This window comes from Pseudoalteromonas sp. MBR-15 (assembly GCF_053628915.1).
In genome coordinates, this window is record NZ_JBRJHH010000004.1 from 69,963 (window position 1) to 85,867 (window position 15,905).

Consider the following 15,905-nt stretch of genomic DNA (forward strand, 5'->3'; position numbering starts at 1 on the left):
ACTAGGTAAATACAGTGCCCAGAAAACTGATTGCAAGGGCCGTTGTCACCATAGTACCGCCCCTTTACTTCGGCACTTATCGGCTTTCGCTCTTTGTGCTCGCCGTAATGTATAAATACCTAAACATAAACTTTAACTTTTTGTTCGATTACAAAAAGCGTTTTATCAGCCTTAAAAAGTGCCCGATAACATAGTTGCAACCGCCTCTTTTAAAACGCTTGCTAGCTTACTCTGTATGCCATTCACTAAACACATAGCCATTAAATACACAAAACGCATTGAACAAATCTTTTAGTAAAAAATCAAACTAAAACAATGAGATACTAAGGTCATTAGTTAATTCAATTAAATATGCAGCCTACCTATTACTGTTTTTAGATAAATAACAGCTTATTTTTCAATGCATTATTTTGCGAATATAAAACAGGTTTTTGAATGTTTTTTACCACTGACGCATTAACATTTAGACATAAATTGACGAGATAAAAATGATGAGCCATAGTCATTCAACCCATGCTTTAATCCAAAACAGTAAAACACTCTCAATAAGCAGTGTCATTGCATAAAAAAATAAGGAGGGAGAATGTTATGAACCGTAAATCAAAATTAATTTACCGTATTATGTTGGCCTCTAAACTTCGTAGCCGTAACAAAGAAATTTCACTGGAAAAACTAAAACAAGATTGCTGCCTGAGCGAGTTTGAATTATTAACCATTATGAAAGAGCTTGAAATCAAACAGCTCGTCAGCTGGGATCCCAATAAATCTGCATTTTTCATCTCTGCTTAATTTCCCAAGATCACATAACGGCTAGCAGTGCTTAATGTTAGCTAGCCGTTTTATTTATTGATACTAGCCGTATTGTTTATTGATAAAAGCACTCCTAAATAAACTTAACCATTCCAGAAAACATCAAAAAATAACTACGAATACACAGCAAATATATCACTTAATCGATTATGTAAATTAAAAGTGAATACGTATGCACTTTATTGTTGCATCGCGATTTGAAGTATATATTTTAATCACATGCTGTTATTCAACTGTGTTTAAGGAATCACATGAATTCATTTCTGCAAAAAAGTTTACTAATACTCATACTGTGTGTGCTCACTGCCTGTACGCAAACCACGTCAACATCCCATGTTTACGAGCCAAAGCCCTATGTAAAGATCACTCACCCCGACTGGTCAAAAAATGCGGTAATGTATCAACTAAACACCCGTCAATTTACGCCCGAAGGCACCTTTAACGCAGCTAAAAAGCAGTTACCTCGTTTAAAAGAGTTAGGTGTCGACATAATCTGGTTAATGCCCGTACACCCAATTGGCGAAGAAAACCGTAAAGGCACTCTCGGCAGCCCATATTCAGTCAAAGACTACAGAAAAGTAAACCCTGAACTGGGCACCCTTGATGACTTAAAAACCTTTGTAAGTGAAGCGCATAACATGGGCATGTACGTTATTTTAGATTGGGTGGCGAATCACAGTGCATGGGATAACTGGCTGCGCTATGAGCACCCTGATTGGTACGAGCGTGACTACCAAGGACAATTTAGACCAACGCCTTGGTGGGATTGGTCTGACATAATCGACTTCGATTACTCAAAACCTGCGCTGCGTGAATACATGACAGAGTCTATGAAGTTCTGGGTAAAAGAAGTCGGTGTAGATGGCTATCGTTGTGACGTAGCCGGTTTTGTTCCCGTTGATTTTTGGAATAATGTACGTCGCGAACTCGATGAAATAAAACCTGTATTAATGCTAGCAGAATGGGAGTCTCGTGATTTACACGCTGAAGCCTTTGATATGACCTATGCATGGTCGTGGTCAGAACACATGCACAAAATAGTTAATGGCCATGCCGATGTCAGCGCTCTATTTGTTTACTATTCTTGGAACGAAAGCGCATTCCCTGTAGAGGCTTATCGGCTTGTAGGGGTTGCCAATCACGACTCGAATGCATGGGAAGGAACTATGTTTGAAACCTACGGTGACGCACTTGAAGCGGTCATTACGTTATCGGTCGTAGGTGAAGGTTTCCCAATGATTTATAACGGACAAGAAGCAGGAAACGATAGACGACTCGCCTTTTTTGAACGCGATCCGATTAAGTGGCAACCCCACCCAATCGGTGATTTATATAAATCACTATTTGCACTCAAACATCGTAACGAAGCGCTGTGGAATGGCCAATTTGGTGGGCGTATGGTACACGTACCAAACACGGCTCCAAAACACGTTCTTAGCTTTGTACGCGCAAAAGGCGATGATAAAGTCTTTGCAGTATTTAACCTATCCAAAGAACCGCAAACAGTGAACTTTAAAGAACCATTATTTATCGGTGAATATAAAGAGGCGCTATCGGGGAAAACGGTTAACTTTACCAACGACACAACGTTAAGTTTGCCCGCTTTGGGGTTTAAGGTGTTCGAAAAATAAGACCTTAGGTACATAACAGCTCTCTTAATTAAGAGGGCTGTTTTAAGGTTCAAAAACAAGGTGTTGATAAAATAAGTTTCGCTCTTTAAAGCTTGGTTGTTATAGCTTAGCTGTTATGGCTTGGCTGTTATGGCTTGGCTGTTATGGCTTGGCTGTTATGCATCGCTGATTTAGCCGTGCTAAAAACAAATTAAAGCACAGCGGTTTCGCAATAAAATCAACGATAAAGTGACTAAAAAGGCCAACTATAATTTGTAAACGTTGGCAATGTAGAGCGAGCCAACGGCCGACTTAAACGACTTATTGCGTCGTTAAATTAAGCTCACACGCATGAGCAGACCTTGATAATTGTGATACCAGACCTTAAAGCTCCACCATTTTGGCTTTTGTAATGTGTTTATTTTTTAGAAAACAACATACGTTTAAAAGTGTTATCTGCCAAAACGTAATGGTGAAATAATGCAGCCGCAGCATGTAAGCCTATTAAGTAATACCCAACCTCACCTGCTGTTTCGTGTATTTCTTTTATGGTTTTACCAAGCTCTTTGTTTTCACTTGCCAATGGGGGGAGCTCTACCCCAAAAAATGGCACAGGTTTACCTGCCATACTCAATATTAACCAACCCGCTATCGGCATAGTAAACATAAAGACATACAGCAAAACGTGTACACATTTAGCGAGTGTGCTTTGCCACTTTGCAGGTTCAGGCTGAATAGCAGGTAACGAGCCACTCGCCAAACGCACAATTACCCTCACACACACTAAAACTAAAACAGATAAACCCAACATAAAATGCCACATTTTAAAGGCATCACGGGTTTCTGTGCCTTTTTCAAATAACTCACGTAGCTCAATACTGCCAAAAACAGTGACAATTAATATAAACATTAGCCAGTGCAAGGCAATAGAGAGTGTATTGTAATGAGTTGTTGTATTTTTAAAATTCATAATGCCTCTTTTGTAAAAAACGCATTCAGATAAGTGCTCTTTTTATGCGTAATAAATGTGCAGAATTAGCCTAGCGTATACTCATCCTTGTTTTCATGTTCTAAAACATAAAATGAGTTACTTTTAACTTTTTTGTTTACTACTTTCTTGCTTACTACTTTGCTTGCACTTAACTGTAATTTATTAAACTTAAAATAAACTTATGTATGTTATTAAAATTAAATATCGAGGATAAAAACGATAACCTTAAGTGACCGTTTTAAAAAAATAACGTGCGTTTAAGAGCTATAAACAACTGAGGTTGAAGCAAACAAAGGGGACGATTCAGAGCATGTATTAATCGGCTCACCAAATGGGCCATACTTATTGTCAGCAATTATTGAACCTGAGCCATTCGTTTCACTAATAATTGAACCGCATCTGCATACTTCAAATCAGTGCTGGTCAAGTTACACCCTATGAGAACGACACTGTGTAATTCACTTTGAATATGTTACTTAATCAAGCAATGCGTAAAAGGTAAAAATGTAACTAAAACAAGCTAATAAAAAAAATAATACAAAACTGTTTGAATAGATTGAATTTTTTGAATTAGAAAAAGAAATATTCACCCATGTTGTTTGAAGTGTAAGTTGGCATAAACAAACTCAAGTTTATTGATCTACAACCCTGCAAGTGAAGTATTTGCTGACATAAAATTGAAGAATAAAATGGCATAAAGTGACAGGTTTAAGTTTAAACGAGACTAAAAATAACGATTCCATTAATTAAGGTATCAAGTCCAAATTCAGCTGAAACTAGGGCCTTTATCATACTCATTGCAACTAACATTTGGACAAAAACACGTTAGAGTATTTAATCAGTAACGCCCAAATAACAGGCTAAAAATAGTTGGCTATAATGGCGACGAAGGAGCTAAAGCCGACTGTTTTTAGTCCTTGTTAATTTGCTTGTTAGCCGTACTTTGCACACTATTACTCTTTGCTTGCTTTACGTGATAAACCTCTAACCAACCCGCAATTCTAAATATTGCCATTGTTGCCGCAAGTGCTGAAAAAATAGCGTAAATAAAGAGAAAATAACCAATAAAACTGCAAGCAATTGAAATTATCTGTGAAACCTCAAATAGCCAAGGAGCCAAATCAAGTAAAAATCTCTGTATAAAAAGCGGACTATTGTAAATTGGTTGTGATTTACCAATTAACGCTGCTACTAAAGCCAATATTTGCAACACAATAAAATGCACAAATGTTGCGTTAACAACGATAAATGGCGACTCTCTACCGTCTTTAGTTTTCCCAGATATACTAGCTCGAAACTTATCATCACCTAATGCTAACCAAATAGCATATCCACCGAGCGAAAAGCCAATAATATTAGGTAACACAGAAATTGGTATTTCCACCCAGTCATACTCTAACCAAATACCAGAGGATATTAGCGTAATAAATAGAGATGCATGCATATAAGGTGAGCCAACAATAGACTTAAACCCACCATAAGCAACCCAATAGCGAGCAAATAACTTCCTTACACCTGTGTATTGCCCTTTTTTTGCCATTTTAGGCTCCTGCTCTAGCCATACGTTTAACTTTTTTAACTATAGTGTTTGCCATAATGGTTAAAAAGTCTTTCGCTGTGATCTCACCAGGAACATACGCGCCAGTTTCAACAAAGGGGTGTTGTCTAGTGGATTTCTCTACACGCTTACCATTTTCGTCATGTCCAATAGTTTTCACTTCACCATTCAATTGGGCGATGTGACCTAAGGCAACAGTTCTATCATCAGCTTCAACAGACAATCCTTTTTGCGCTTTTAAAATGATTATTTCTTCTTCAACATTTTGTTGATTTAGTCTTTCAAGGACTTCATCCTCTAAGTCTTCTAAACCGTCAGTATTCGGACGGCGAAGTACCATTTCTAATGTACTGATTTGCTTTAGAGAAAGAACAGATTCAAGCTGATCCGTTCTTGGAACGAGAGTTAACTCAATAGTATTAAATTCTTCAACAATAGCTTCTGAATCAAATAAGTTACGAAAGTATATTTCTAGCATTTTGGGGCTTATTTGCCCAAATTTGTCCTTACACTCGATAACTAGATAGTGGTTTTTCGGATAAAAAACAAAATTAAAGCTTGTAAAGTTTGGCCTCAAGTCTTCTGGTATTTGTATTTTTTTAGTTTCGTCCTCTTCGGCTGCGCGTAACTTTTCGATATTAAACCATTTTCCAACTTCAATCTTTGTGAATTTAGCTATTTCACCTGAAATACCTTCTAAAGGATCATCTTTAAGTGGTTCTATTTCAGTTAAGATGCAATAAGTGTCACCTCTTAAATTGATTTGTCTTTTTAAATCAAAAAGTCGGTCAAATAAATCAACATACGTTTGAGGAGAGTGTGGATGTGTTCTTATATTAAAAGCAGTATAGGAAACGGTTCTTTTTCTTGTCATTACTTTAGTCCTTTATTACAACTTGACTGCAAAATCTGTAGTGCGGCTAACATGTTTATAGCGAGCTAATCGCGCGTTTTTCTACCACAGCGTAGCTCGTTTTTCTTATTAGATTATTTCTAACAAACTTGTTAACTAATTACCAGTGTTATTAAAATTTAGGAGTTCTCGTTTTTACCTCAGGATAAAAACGAGCGATTGGGTCGTTTTCTTGACTATACGAGCGACTGAGCTAAAACTGTATATATATACAGACTCATTTCAAAGGAATGAAAATGAAAACTCGCTCTCCTTATTTAAACTACATTGCAGACTATATGCTCACTCGTCAGTATTCATTAAGAACAATTAATGCTTATTTAGGTTGGATCGCAAAATTTATTCACTTTCACAACAAACGTCACCCAAGCTCAATGGGAGATGCAGAAGTCAAAGCGTTTTTAGACCATATTGTATTAAAACGTAATATGTCACCTAGAACACAAAGTGCAGCTTTAAATGCGCTCGCTTTTTTATATAAACATATTGTCAAAAATGAGCTTTCTTTAAACTTGAATTTTTTCACGAAGTAATCGACAACCCAAGCTGCCTGTAGTGATGACGCCTGATGAAGTAAAGCAATTGATGAGTCATCTTTCCAAGCGATATTACTTAATCACGGGGTTAATGTATGGAAGTGGTTTGCGTGTGATGGAAGCGGTGCAATTGCGAGTAAAGGACATTGATTTTGATTACAAATGCATTCAAATTTGGAACGGAAAAGGCAACAAGCATCGTATAGTTACTCTTGCAACGGAGTTGATCCCACTACTTAGAAATCAAATTTTGCAAGTTGAAGAATATTTAAGATTAGATTTACAAAACGAGCGATACGCAGGTGTGTGGATGCCTAACGCTTTAACTCGTAAATATCCCTCAGCTAATAAATCACTAGCGTGGCAATACTTATTTCCTTCCTACAAATTAAGTGATGACCCAGAAACTAGCGAGATACGTCGCCACCATTTCCACCCTACATGTGTTAGAAAAGCGATTAAAAAAGCATTAAAGCAAACCAATATTACAAAGGTTATTACGCCTCATACCTTGCGCCATTCATTTGCAACGCACCTATTGCAAAGTGGCGCCGATATTCGCACCGTTCAAGCACAATTGGGCCATTCTGATGTCAAAACCACACAGATTTACACCCATGTTTTACAACAAGGAGCAAACGGTGTTGTAAGCCCATTAAGCAAAATTTTCTAGCTATTATTAAAGATGCGTTAACTTATCATTCAATGTGTAGGGCTTGGACCGTTTCTTGATTGCTCAAAGCAGCAGTTAGAGCATTTAACCTAACTTATTTTGGGGCAATTGTGAGTTAGAGCAATGCTTATCCTTTAGCAAGAGCAGAAGTTAAAACAAACTATCCATATTATAAACAGATAACATTATTTGAGTTCTTCCCTCTATGATTGTTACGGTTGGTAAAATAGAGTCATTCCTCTTTTGGAGGGTAATAATCAAGGAGGATCAGGTCTTTCATTTTGCACATAGCCGATAACTTAATCAACATTAGCTCTATGATACGCTTCGCAAAAGTACCGTTTTCAATTATAGCGGTATAGTGGTTTTGATCACCCAAGATAGCTTGTTTCTTATTTATGCCGCATCAAAGAGTTAATAAACCACTCCACATAAGGTGAATTAGGAGGGATTTTTATACTCATCGAAAGCAGATTCAACTAAACAGCTAGATTTATTTTTTGTTTATAAATTACTTGAGGATTTAACAGGCGGTGTTTTATTTTTTTCTGTACATGTGAATGAGTTAAGTACTACTTATTTAGGTACAAAGCCATGTCACTTTATACTTTCAATTTATGTCATTTTTTACTTCAAACGACACCCAAGAAGAATTTGGGTGGCAGTCTTACCAGCCACATCTCGGCACACACGTCACACGCTGTGGCTGCTCCCTTCCGGGCCTGACCAGGTTCACCTGCTAGTGTTGCGAGAGGACCAATAAGACTACCATTGAGGGCCTTGTTTGGCGCGGGAGGGATTATCTCTACTTTTGGCTCGTTATTCAAGGGGTATTCGAAAAAGAAAGTGCGATTGCATACTTGGTATACAATCGCACTGTATTTAGGGGCTTTTATGCTTACTTTTCAAGTTCAGCTTTTATGTTACGCAATGCTGCTTTTACTTTTTTCATATTTTCTGGGCCCATACGCAATAATTGTTTTTGCGCATCGGGTAAGTTTTCCCATTCTGAATAAGCATATTGATAAGTCACTGAGTTACGCACTAACGGCATATCACCTTTGGGTTCTGGGGTATCGAGTAGTACATCAATCGCTTCTTCAAGTGTTTGCGTAAAGGCATCACCTTGATAACCAATTTCTGCGTATGCTTCATTAATAAGCGGTTTGTATTCGTCATAAATACGAATCGCTTGTGCAGCACTTAAGCTGGTAAATAATTTTACATACGGGGTGTAACGCTCATAACTATTTGGGTCAATCGTTAAAATATCCCCTTCGATAACCATGAATGATTCTTTAGGGCGCTCAACGGGCGCATGGCTCAATGCAACTTTGCCTTTGGCTAGGTTATCAACATAAACCACACCACGGCGAATAAGATCATCGGTCACCATTAAACTCATGACTTGATCTGTTAATAATTCGTCCATACGGGCCACAACGACCTCATCACTGTCGTTTAATGTAGGCAGAGGCTTAACCTCTGGCTCAGGTTCAACAGCTCGTTGCTCTGGGCGTTCAACCGCAACAGGGTCTGGGGTTGGCTCTGTTACTTCGGGTTCTGGCGCTGGCTCGTTATATTCAGCCATTGGCGTTTCTTCGATAACAACGTCTTCGACTACTTGCGTCGGTTTGTCGTCTGGCTGTAAAAAAATAAACGCCGCAACACAGGCTACAATAATAACAATAACAACTGCAAAAATGAGATTGTTATTCCCAGGACGCTTTTCTAATTCGGTATCTGACGAATGCTCTGACATACACACTCCCTTAATATAAAAAACAGACAAAAAAACACGACAAAATTAATATTACCAGTAAGGTAAACTTTGCTTCTTCTAGCTTAAAGACTTACAGTTGATAAATAAAGTAAAGACGCACAACGATTTAAATGCAACCATGAGCAGTAAGTTAAAAAAAACACAACACTCAAAAATCGCTTTATTATTAACAGGTGGTGGTGCCCGAGCGGCTTATCAAGTGGGTGTGCTTAAAGCCATCACACAAAGTATGCCTCGTACTGCGCCTTTACCTTTTACCATTATTAATGGGACATCAGCCGGCGCAATTAATTCCGCTGCGCTTGCCTGTTATGCTTCTTGTGCTCACTTAGCAAGTAAAAAGCTTGAATGGGTATGGCGCAACTTTTCCACCTCGCAAGTTTATAAAAGTGATTTTTTAAGTGTATTTTCACACCTCACTCGCAATATTTTAACGAGCTTTCAGTCTGAACATATTAACCACCCACCCGCAAGCTTGTTAAATAATCAACCGTTAAGAAAGCTGCTTAACGAGATACTCGATTTAGCACGCATTGAGCGTAACCTTCACAAAAACTACCTTGATGCGGTATCAATCACAGCCTCTAGTTATACAACGGGTGACTCTGTGGCGTTTTTTCAGTCGTTAACCCAACAGCCTTGGCAGCGAGCCAAACGCGAGGGACAAGCGACCCGCATTAATGTTGAACACTTAATGGCATCCAGTGCCATTCCAATGGTGTTTCCAAGTGTTAATGTGTACAACCATTACTTTGGCGATGGTTCTATTCACCAATTGTCGCCGTTAAGTCCTTCTGTGCATTTAGGGGCTGAAAAAATATTTATTATTGGTGTCGATGCACCCAAAGAGTTGCACCCACCTGGTTATCAACCCCACTATCCGGGGCTGTCTAATATTGCAGGTCACCTGTTAGATAGTGTTTTTACCGACACATTGCAGTCTGATTTAGAACGTTTACAGCGTATTAATCGTACGCTTGGGTTATTACCAGCGCGTGACAAGCACCAAGAACTGAAACAAATTGAAACCTGTATTATCAATCCATCACAAAACTTTAATATGATTGCTGCGCAGTATTACGATGATATGCCATTAGCAATTAAAGTGTTGTTGCGCATGATCGGGGTGAAAAAACGTTCTCAATCCAGTTTAACGAGTTACTTGTTATTCGAAAAACGTTACACCCAAAAATTGATCGAGATTGGTTATCAAGATGGGCTTAAAAAACTGCCCGAAATACGGAAATTTTTAGAATTAGAGTAACTGACCCGTTACTCTAATCCATCAAGTAAAAAGCGTTCAACGCGCTCTACCCTGCGTGGTTTCCCCTGCAATACCAAAATATCACCGGCGAGCAAAACCGTTTGCTCAGAGGGCGATTCTATTTCACGGTCTTGACGACGTAATGCGCGAACTGATACTCGGCGCTGCTCAAGCTTAAGTTCGCTTATCATGTGATTCACTGCGAATGCGTGTTCAGGTAAAGCGATAACATGTAAGTACTCTAATCGGTCTGAGCTGCTTTCTTCGCTGTCGAGCTTATCACCGGTAAAAAATCCATTTAAAAACTGATAACGATTGCGGCGCTCTTTGCTCACTCTGCGAATAATACGGGTCATTGGTACACCCGACATATACAGTACGTGTGATACGAGCATTAAACTTGCTTCAAGGGTTTCTGGTACCACTTCTGTGACACCTAACTCTTTTAGGGTTTCGAGCTGTGAGTCGTCACGCATACGTACGAGTATCTTAACGGTGGGTGCAATTTGTTTTATCGCATCTACCACGACTTGCGTCTGCTCAAAGTCTGTAAACGTTATGATCACTAAACGAGCGCGTTCAACCCCTGCGGATTTTAAAATATCTTTTTGTTTTACATGACCAAATATAATTGGCTCACCTGCGGCTTTTGCTTCTTGCAATAAAATGGGGTTGCTTTCTATTGCAACGTAATCAATGGCTTCGGGCTTTAAAAAGCGAGCGATTGTTTGCCCTACCCGCGAAAACCCACATATAACAACATGGTTATGATACAAGGGGCTGCTATTAGCAGGCTGTTGCCAATACTGCCCTGGCTGAGAAAGCAAACCCAAACGCTTTAGTAAAACAGGTGTTTTTTCAATAAGGTAAGGGGTCAGTGCCATAGACAACACGCCTACCGCAATTAAAAATGAGGCTTGCTCTGAGCTTATCAATAAATGCTGTGAAGCGAGTGCAATCAACACAAAGCCAAATTCGCCCATTTGCCACAGCATGATACCTGCTGCAACGGCATCTTGCTTTCGCTCGCCTATAAGCTGTGCAGAAATAGCCAGAACCGCAATTTTAAAAAATAATAAACCGACTAATACCGTAATGATCCAATACCAACTTTGCAGCACATACAAAATATCTAATTGCATTCCTACGGTAACAAAAAACAGCCCCATTAAAATATCGCGAAACGGTCTAATATCGGCTTCTAATTGGTGACGGTACTGGCTTTCACCGAGCATCATACCGGCCAAAAACGCTCCCAGCGCCATAGAAAGACCAAACAAATACGTTAAACCGGCTGCAAACAATGCCACTAACAATGTGGTGAGCACAAAGAGCTCGTCGGTTCTAACAAGCGCTATTTCTCTAAAGACTTTAGGCAGTACCCACTTGCCTATTGCCCATAACAAAATACACACAAAAGCACCTTTAGTTAATGCAAAGGCAAGTGCGCCAACAATTTCATCAGAGCCACTTTGAGCAAGTAAGGGGTAAATAATTAGTAAGGGCACGACAGCGATATCTTGAAACAACAACACGCCAATTGCTAACTGACCACGCCGCTGATTTAACTCACCTGATTCTTTAAGTAACTTCACGACCACTGCCGTTGATGATAAAGCCATTAAGCTCGCAATCGTAAAGCTATTAAGTAAGCTGTACTCAAGTAACAGTAAAATCAACATGAACACTAGGCTTGTGATCACCACTTGCAGTGACCCTAAGCCAAATACAATATTGCGCATCGCCATTAAGCGCGGCACTGAAAACTCAAGCCCTAAACTAAACAGTAAAAAAACAATGCCTAGCTCAGCTACAAAGTGCATTTCGTGGCTTTGTGCCATCCAGCCAATACCATGACTCCCCGCTAATAAACCCGTTGCGAGGTACGCCAGAATAGGAGGTAAGCCAATTCGCTTGAAAAACCAAACAAAAATGACCGCAGCTACGAGTAACCCAAAGGCTTGAATCAGCACATTTTGCAAGCAATTACCTCCTTCTACTTAATGATAAAGCCGAACCCTCGTTTAAATATAGCAACCATATGTTTTTCAGCCAGTTTAAAAAAGTGGCACAAATTTCGCTTTATTAAGGAGTATCTAACACTCCGGGGGGAGAACAATCATGGAAAATGTCCATATTTTGACGCAGCGAGTGTCTGCAAGAGGCGACTTTATGCCGTTTTCGGCAGAACGTTACCGAATAAGTGAACAGCACAATACACATGACTTAGTGACAAAATTACAAACAACCCTGTCGATTGAGGGGATTTTGACTATTTTTGCCGAGCATGCAAAACAGCTCATCAATTTGTCTGGGTTGCAGTTTCAATCGGCTTTGGGTGTGTCTGAAAGTGTCGACAGCGATACCACGCACACTCCCTACTCGTTTGATTTAGATTTAGAAAGTGAGCGTTTAGGTCAGCTAATTTATTTTAGCCAATTTCCTATGGGGCAAGCTATCGAAACCAAACTGCAGCAATTACATGCTGCGCTTGTTTACCCGCTTCGTAATGCAATTATGTACACACGTGTATTACGCTTGGCAACAAAAGATGCACTAACGGGGTTAAATAACCGTAGTCAATTTAATGACAGCTTGGCACAAAGACTAGAGCGTTGTCGCCGTCAGCATCGTCCATTTAGCTTAATGTTGCTCGATTTAGACAACTTTAAACAAGTGAACGACAATTTCGGTCATAAAATTGGCGACGACGTACTACAAGAATTTGCTAACGTTTTACGTAACTGTGTACGAGGCACAGATTCAATTTTTCGCTTTGGTGGCGATGAATTTGCGCTGTTAATTGACGACCCTGAATTTACCACTAACAAAGTCATCGCAGATCGCGTTATGCGTTTAGTCTCGCAATCAAGCTTAATGGCCCAATACGCTGTAACATCGAGCATAGGGTTTACGCTTGCGAATAACCAAGACTGCGAAAATGAAGTGTTTGCACGCGCAGATAAAGGCCTATACCGTGCTAAAGCCGCGGGTAGAAACTGCGCAAAAGCGTACTAAAAGTCACATTTTTAAAGCGCAAAACAATACGCAAATATCGTTACGAAAAGCCTAGCTTCCCCCGCTCGGCTTTTTTGTAGCCAATTTATAACCGAGTAATACCAACCAAAAACCTGCAAAAAAACCGCTCAGTAAATAAAGTAAAGCTGCCATGGTCGTTAATGGCGACACAACCACGAGAGCGAGGGGTGTTAACACCCCTAAAATAAAAAACACGCCGCCTTTGCCTGACCAATACCCTAACAGCAATAACGAGCACGCAACGCCCCCCGCTAGCGCATAAAACAAGGTACTCATTTCAAGCTCAGCAAACGAAAAACCGGCAATAACCGCAACTATAATCGACACAATAAAACCCAGCGGTGCTTTATTAACTAGCGATAAACCAACATGAGCCTGTTCACTCATTTTCACTCTCCCAAAAAATGCCTTCATCTGAACTGTGCGTAGCACTGATAAAATAGCCAACCACTTGAACAAGCTGATCATTATAAAAAATAAGCGGCACTTGTGCACGAACCCAAGGAGCGACCTTCGCATCTTTAAACCAATGTTTGAGCGTATTTGACCCCGGCTTTTTAAGTGGCTTTATGCGCGCTTGGGGGCAATTAAACACCACTTTCACCTGCTCATCAGCCGTTGGCAATCGAATTCCTTTACCGGTTTTAAGTCTTAAAGTTCGGCCATCCGATAAGGTTACGGTTTCAAGATTTATATCACATGATTTGGGTATTGGCTGTTCTGTAACGAAATACCAGTAATGTTGATGGCGACGAACTTGTCCGCTCGCTAAACAGATTTTTAATTGGGCGTCGGCCTGTGCGTTTAAGCCCTGTTCAATAATTTGCTTAAGCTGATTTTCAGAGGGCATTTGATGTGTAAATTGCTTGAGCCACGCGCGCACAAGGTTTGCTTTACGCGTATCAGAAAAACCTTTAACCGCACAACAGCTTAAACCGCCGTGTTTATTTTGACAGTGCGCAAGGTCTGTTTCTGTGTATTCATCTAACAGTGATTGTTGCTGCTGTAATAAGCGAATACTGCGCGCAGCACTTTTCTCAAAGCCCTGAAAGCGGTCGTTTAAAACGGGGATCACCTGATGACGTAAAAAATTACGGTCAAAGCGCTCGTCGCTGTTTGAGTCATCTGTAATATGTTGAATTCCACGCTGTTCAGCAAATAGCTCTATTTGCTGGCGTGTCACATTAAGCAAGGGTCTAAAGCATACACGCCCAGATGACAACACTCTTTGCTGCTGCATTGCACTTAACCCTTGCAAGCCTGAGCCACGCTTTAGGCGCAAAAAGAACGTTTCAAGCTGATCATTTAAATGCTGACCTAGTAACAACACGCTGCCTTTTGGACTATGCGTATCGAGCGCATCATAACGTGCGTCTCGGGCTTGCGCCTCGAGGCTGGTTCGTGCTTGTGTTTCAATGTTCACTTTTATTGCTTTAAATGGCACTGCAAGAGAGCGGCATAACGTTTCACAAAATGATTGCCACTGCCCTGCATATTCACTCAAGCCATGATTTACATACACAGCATCTACACTCAGTGCCGTATTTTCACGGTGTAATTCAGCCATTAAATGCAAAAGCACCACAGAGTCGACACCACCAGACAAGGCAACAGTATACGCCTTGTGCCCCTTTGTAATTAAAGGCTCAAGTTCTTTACGAAAATCGGTATAAAGTGGCAAAGTTAACATCGACTGGCACGCTTAAAATAAATTGCGTTGTATTATAAAACAAAAAAAGCCGCAAAAGCGGCTTTTTCATCATTGTGCTAATTAGCAATAACCAAACGACATTAAACGTTTGTAACGCTGATCAAGCATTTCATCAAGTGACAAGCCTTGTAAATCAGCTAAATCGCGCTTTAGTTGATTTTTAAGGTTACGCGCCATTGCATCGTAGTTACGATGTGCGCCACCCAGTGGCTCTTCAATCACGTTGTTGATTAAATCTAGTTCTTTAACACGTGCAGCTGTTACACCCATTGCTTCTGCAGCGATAGGCGCTTTATCTGCACTCTTCCAAAGGATTGATGCACAACCCTCTGGTGAAATTACTGAGTAAGTGCTGTACTGCAACATGTTTACGCGGTCACCCACGCCTATTGCCAATGCACCACCCGAACCACCTTCACCAATAACAGTACAGATCGTCGGTACTTTTAATGCAGCCATCACTTTAAGATTACGTGCAATCGCTTCTGATTGACCACGTTCTTCTGCACCAACACCTGGGTATGCTCCCGGCGTGTCGATAAATGTCATGATAGGCATTTTGAAACGCTCAGCCATTTCCATTAAACGTAATGCTTTACGGTAGCCTTCTGGTTTTGGCATACCAAAGTTACGTTTGATTTTTTCAGCTGTATCACGCCCTTTTTGCTGACCAATAACCATGACTGGTTGGCCTTCAAAACGCGCAACACCGCCTAAAATAGCGGGATCGTTAGCAAAAGTACGGTCACCTGCTAGTTCGTCAAATTCCGTGAAAATGCGCTCGATGTAATCACGAGTATAAGGACGCAACGGATGACGGGCTAACTGTGAAACCTGCCAAGCACCTAACTCAGAGAAAATTTTCTCTTTCATTTCAGCGCTTTTTTCTTTTAATCGACTGACTTCCTCTTCTAATCCAAGGTCTAATTCGCCAGCGCGGCTTACATTTTGTAACTCTTCAATTTTTGCTTCTAATTCTGCGATTGGAAGCTCAAAATCAAGATAATTGAGGCTCAT

Annotated in this window: 11 protein-coding genes, 1 other RNA gene and 2 pseudogenes; 5 read left to right on the forward strand and 9 right to left on the reverse strand. The window is 40.2% G+C overall.

Annotated features, from left to right (window positions below):
- Window positions 1-588 precede the first annotated feature (588 nt).
- Together ACSSVW_RS07005 and ACSSVW_RS07010 are read left to right on the forward strand one after the other, a co-directional pair.
- A complete protein-coding gene (locus tag ACSSVW_RS07005) occupies window positions 589-789 on the forward strand; it encodes a hypothetical protein (RefSeq protein WP_454179064.1) in 201 nt (66 codons plus the stop codon).
- A gap of 272 nt (window positions 790-1,061) precedes the next feature.
- Window positions 1,062-2,441, forward strand: a complete 1,380-nt coding sequence (locus tag ACSSVW_RS07010; protein WP_454179065.1) for an alpha-amylase family glycosyl hydrolase — start codon at window positions 1,062-1,064, stop codon at window positions 2,439-2,441.
- Between the two features lie 397 nt (window positions 2,442-2,838).
- Here the strand turns inward: ACSSVW_RS07010 and ACSSVW_RS07015 are convergent.
- The 3 genes and pseudogenes from ACSSVW_RS07015 to ACSSVW_RS07025 form a co-directional block, all read right to left on the reverse strand.
- A pseudogene (locus tag ACSSVW_RS07015) lies at window positions 2,839-3,402 on the reverse strand (cytochrome b); the annotation flags it as partial.
- Between the two features lie 919 nt (window positions 3,403-4,321).
- Window positions 4,322-4,951: a hypothetical protein gene (locus ACSSVW_RS07020; protein WP_454179066.1), complete on the reverse strand. Its 630-nt coding sequence runs from the start codon at window positions 4,949-4,951 to the stop codon at window positions 4,322-4,324.
- Window position 4,952: 1 nt separating this feature from the next.
- Complete coding sequence (locus ACSSVW_RS07025; protein WP_454179067.1) at window positions 4,953-5,843, reverse strand: DUF4747 family protein; 891 nt, start codon at window positions 5,841-5,843, stop codon at window positions 4,953-4,955.
- A gap of 275 nt (window positions 5,844-6,118) precedes the next feature.
- Here ACSSVW_RS07025 and ACSSVW_RS07030 point away from each other — a divergent pair.
- Window positions 6,119-7,091 (forward strand): annotated as a pseudogene (locus ACSSVW_RS07030) (integron integrase).
- Between the two features lie 665 nt (window positions 7,092-7,756).
- Here the strand turns inward: ACSSVW_RS07030 and ffs are convergent.
- Together ffs and ACSSVW_RS07040 are read right to left on the reverse strand one after the other, a co-directional pair.
- An RNA gene (gene ffs, locus ACSSVW_RS07035) (signal recognition particle sRNA small type) lies at window positions 7,757-7,853 on the reverse strand.
- A gap of 136 nt (window positions 7,854-7,989) precedes the next feature.
- Complete coding sequence (locus ACSSVW_RS07040; protein WP_036969689.1) at window positions 7,990-8,853, reverse strand: DUF3014 domain-containing protein; 864 nt, start codon at window positions 8,851-8,853, stop codon at window positions 7,990-7,992.
- 139 nt (window positions 8,854-8,992) lie between these two features.
- On the opposite strand from ACSSVW_RS07040, the gene ACSSVW_RS07045 reads away from it, so the two are divergent.
- Window positions 8,993-10,138 (forward strand): patatin-like phospholipase family protein, encoded by a 1,146-nt coding sequence (locus tag ACSSVW_RS07045; RefSeq protein ID WP_036971648.1) that lies wholly within the window; start codon window positions 8,993-8,995, stop codon window positions 10,136-10,138.
- Between the two features lie 8 nt (window positions 10,139-10,146).
- Here the strand turns inward: ACSSVW_RS07045 and ACSSVW_RS07050 are convergent, their stop codons facing one another.
- Window positions 10,147-12,120: a monovalent cation:proton antiporter-2 (CPA2) family protein gene (locus ACSSVW_RS07050; RefSeq protein ID WP_454179068.1), complete on the reverse strand. Its 1,974-nt coding sequence runs from the start codon at window positions 12,118-12,120 to the stop codon at window positions 10,147-10,149.
- A gap of 139 nt (window positions 12,121-12,259) precedes the next feature.
- Here ACSSVW_RS07050 and ACSSVW_RS07055 point away from each other — a divergent pair, with 139 nt between their 5' ends.
- Window positions 12,260-13,156, forward strand: a complete 897-nt coding sequence (locus tag ACSSVW_RS07055; RefSeq protein WP_454179069.1) for a GGDEF domain-containing protein — start codon at window positions 12,260-12,262, stop codon at window positions 13,154-13,156.
- Window positions 13,157-13,207: 51 nt separating this feature from the next.
- On the opposite strand, the gene ACSSVW_RS07060 is transcribed toward ACSSVW_RS07055, so the two are convergent.
- From ACSSVW_RS07060 to accA, 3 genes are all read right to left on the reverse strand, one after another.
- Complete coding sequence (locus tag ACSSVW_RS07060; protein WP_036969693.1) at window positions 13,208-13,564, reverse strand: hypothetical protein; 357 nt, start codon at window positions 13,562-13,564, stop codon at window positions 13,208-13,210.
- Window positions 13,557-14,867 carry a tRNA lysidine(34) synthetase TilS gene (gene tilS / locus ACSSVW_RS07065; protein ID WP_454179070.1) on the reverse strand — a complete coding sequence of 437 codons (1,311 nt, stop codon included), beginning with the start codon at window positions 14,865-14,867 and terminating at the stop codon, window positions 13,557-13,559. The genes ACSSVW_RS07060 and tilS overlap by 8 nt, the downstream gene beginning before the upstream one ends.
- A gap of 81 nt (window positions 14,868-14,948) precedes the next feature.
- Entirely contained in the window at window positions 14,949-15,905 is a 957-nt protein-coding gene (gene accA / locus ACSSVW_RS07070) for an acetyl-CoA carboxylase carboxyl transferase subunit alpha (protein ID WP_036969697.1), read from the reverse strand.

Bases quoted from the DNA above. Each gene is read 5' to 3' on its own strand.
- ACSSVW_RS07060 (WP_036969693.1), bottom strand. From the start codon at position 13,564: ATGAGTGAACAGGCTCATGTTGGTTTATCGCTAGTTAATAAAGCACCG.
- ACSSVW_RS07055 (WP_454179069.1), top strand. From the start codon at position 12,260: ATGGAAAATGTCCATATTTTGACGCAGCGAGTGTCTGCAAGAGGCGAC.
- tilS (WP_454179070.1), bottom strand. From the start codon at position 14,867: ATGTTAACTTTGCCACTTTATACCGATTTTCGTAAAGAACTTGAGCCT.
- accA (WP_036969697.1), bottom strand. From the start codon at position 15,905: ATGAGCCTCAATTATCTTGATTTTGAGCTTCCAATCGCAGAATTAGAA.
- ACSSVW_RS07010 (WP_454179065.1), top strand. From the start codon at position 1,062: ATGAATTCATTTCTGCAAAAAAGTTTACTAATACTCATACTGTGTGTG.
- ACSSVW_RS07040 (WP_036969689.1), bottom strand. From the start codon at position 8,853: ATGTCAGAGCATTCGTCAGATACCGAATTAGAAAAGCGTCCTGGGAAT.
- ACSSVW_RS07020 (WP_454179066.1), bottom strand. From the start codon at position 4,951: ATGGCAAAAAAAGGGCAATACACAGGTGTAAGGAAGTTATTTGCTCGC.
- ACSSVW_RS07005 (WP_454179064.1), top strand. From the start codon at position 589: ATGAACCGTAAATCAAAATTAATTTACCGTATTATGTTGGCCTCTAAA.
- ACSSVW_RS07045 (WP_036971648.1), top strand. From the start codon at position 8,993: ATGAGCAGTAAGTTAAAAAAAACACAACACTCAAAAATCGCTTTATTA.
- ACSSVW_RS07025 (WP_454179067.1), bottom strand. From the start codon at position 5,843: ATGACAAGAAAAAGAACCGTTTCCTATACTGCTTTTAATATAAGAACA.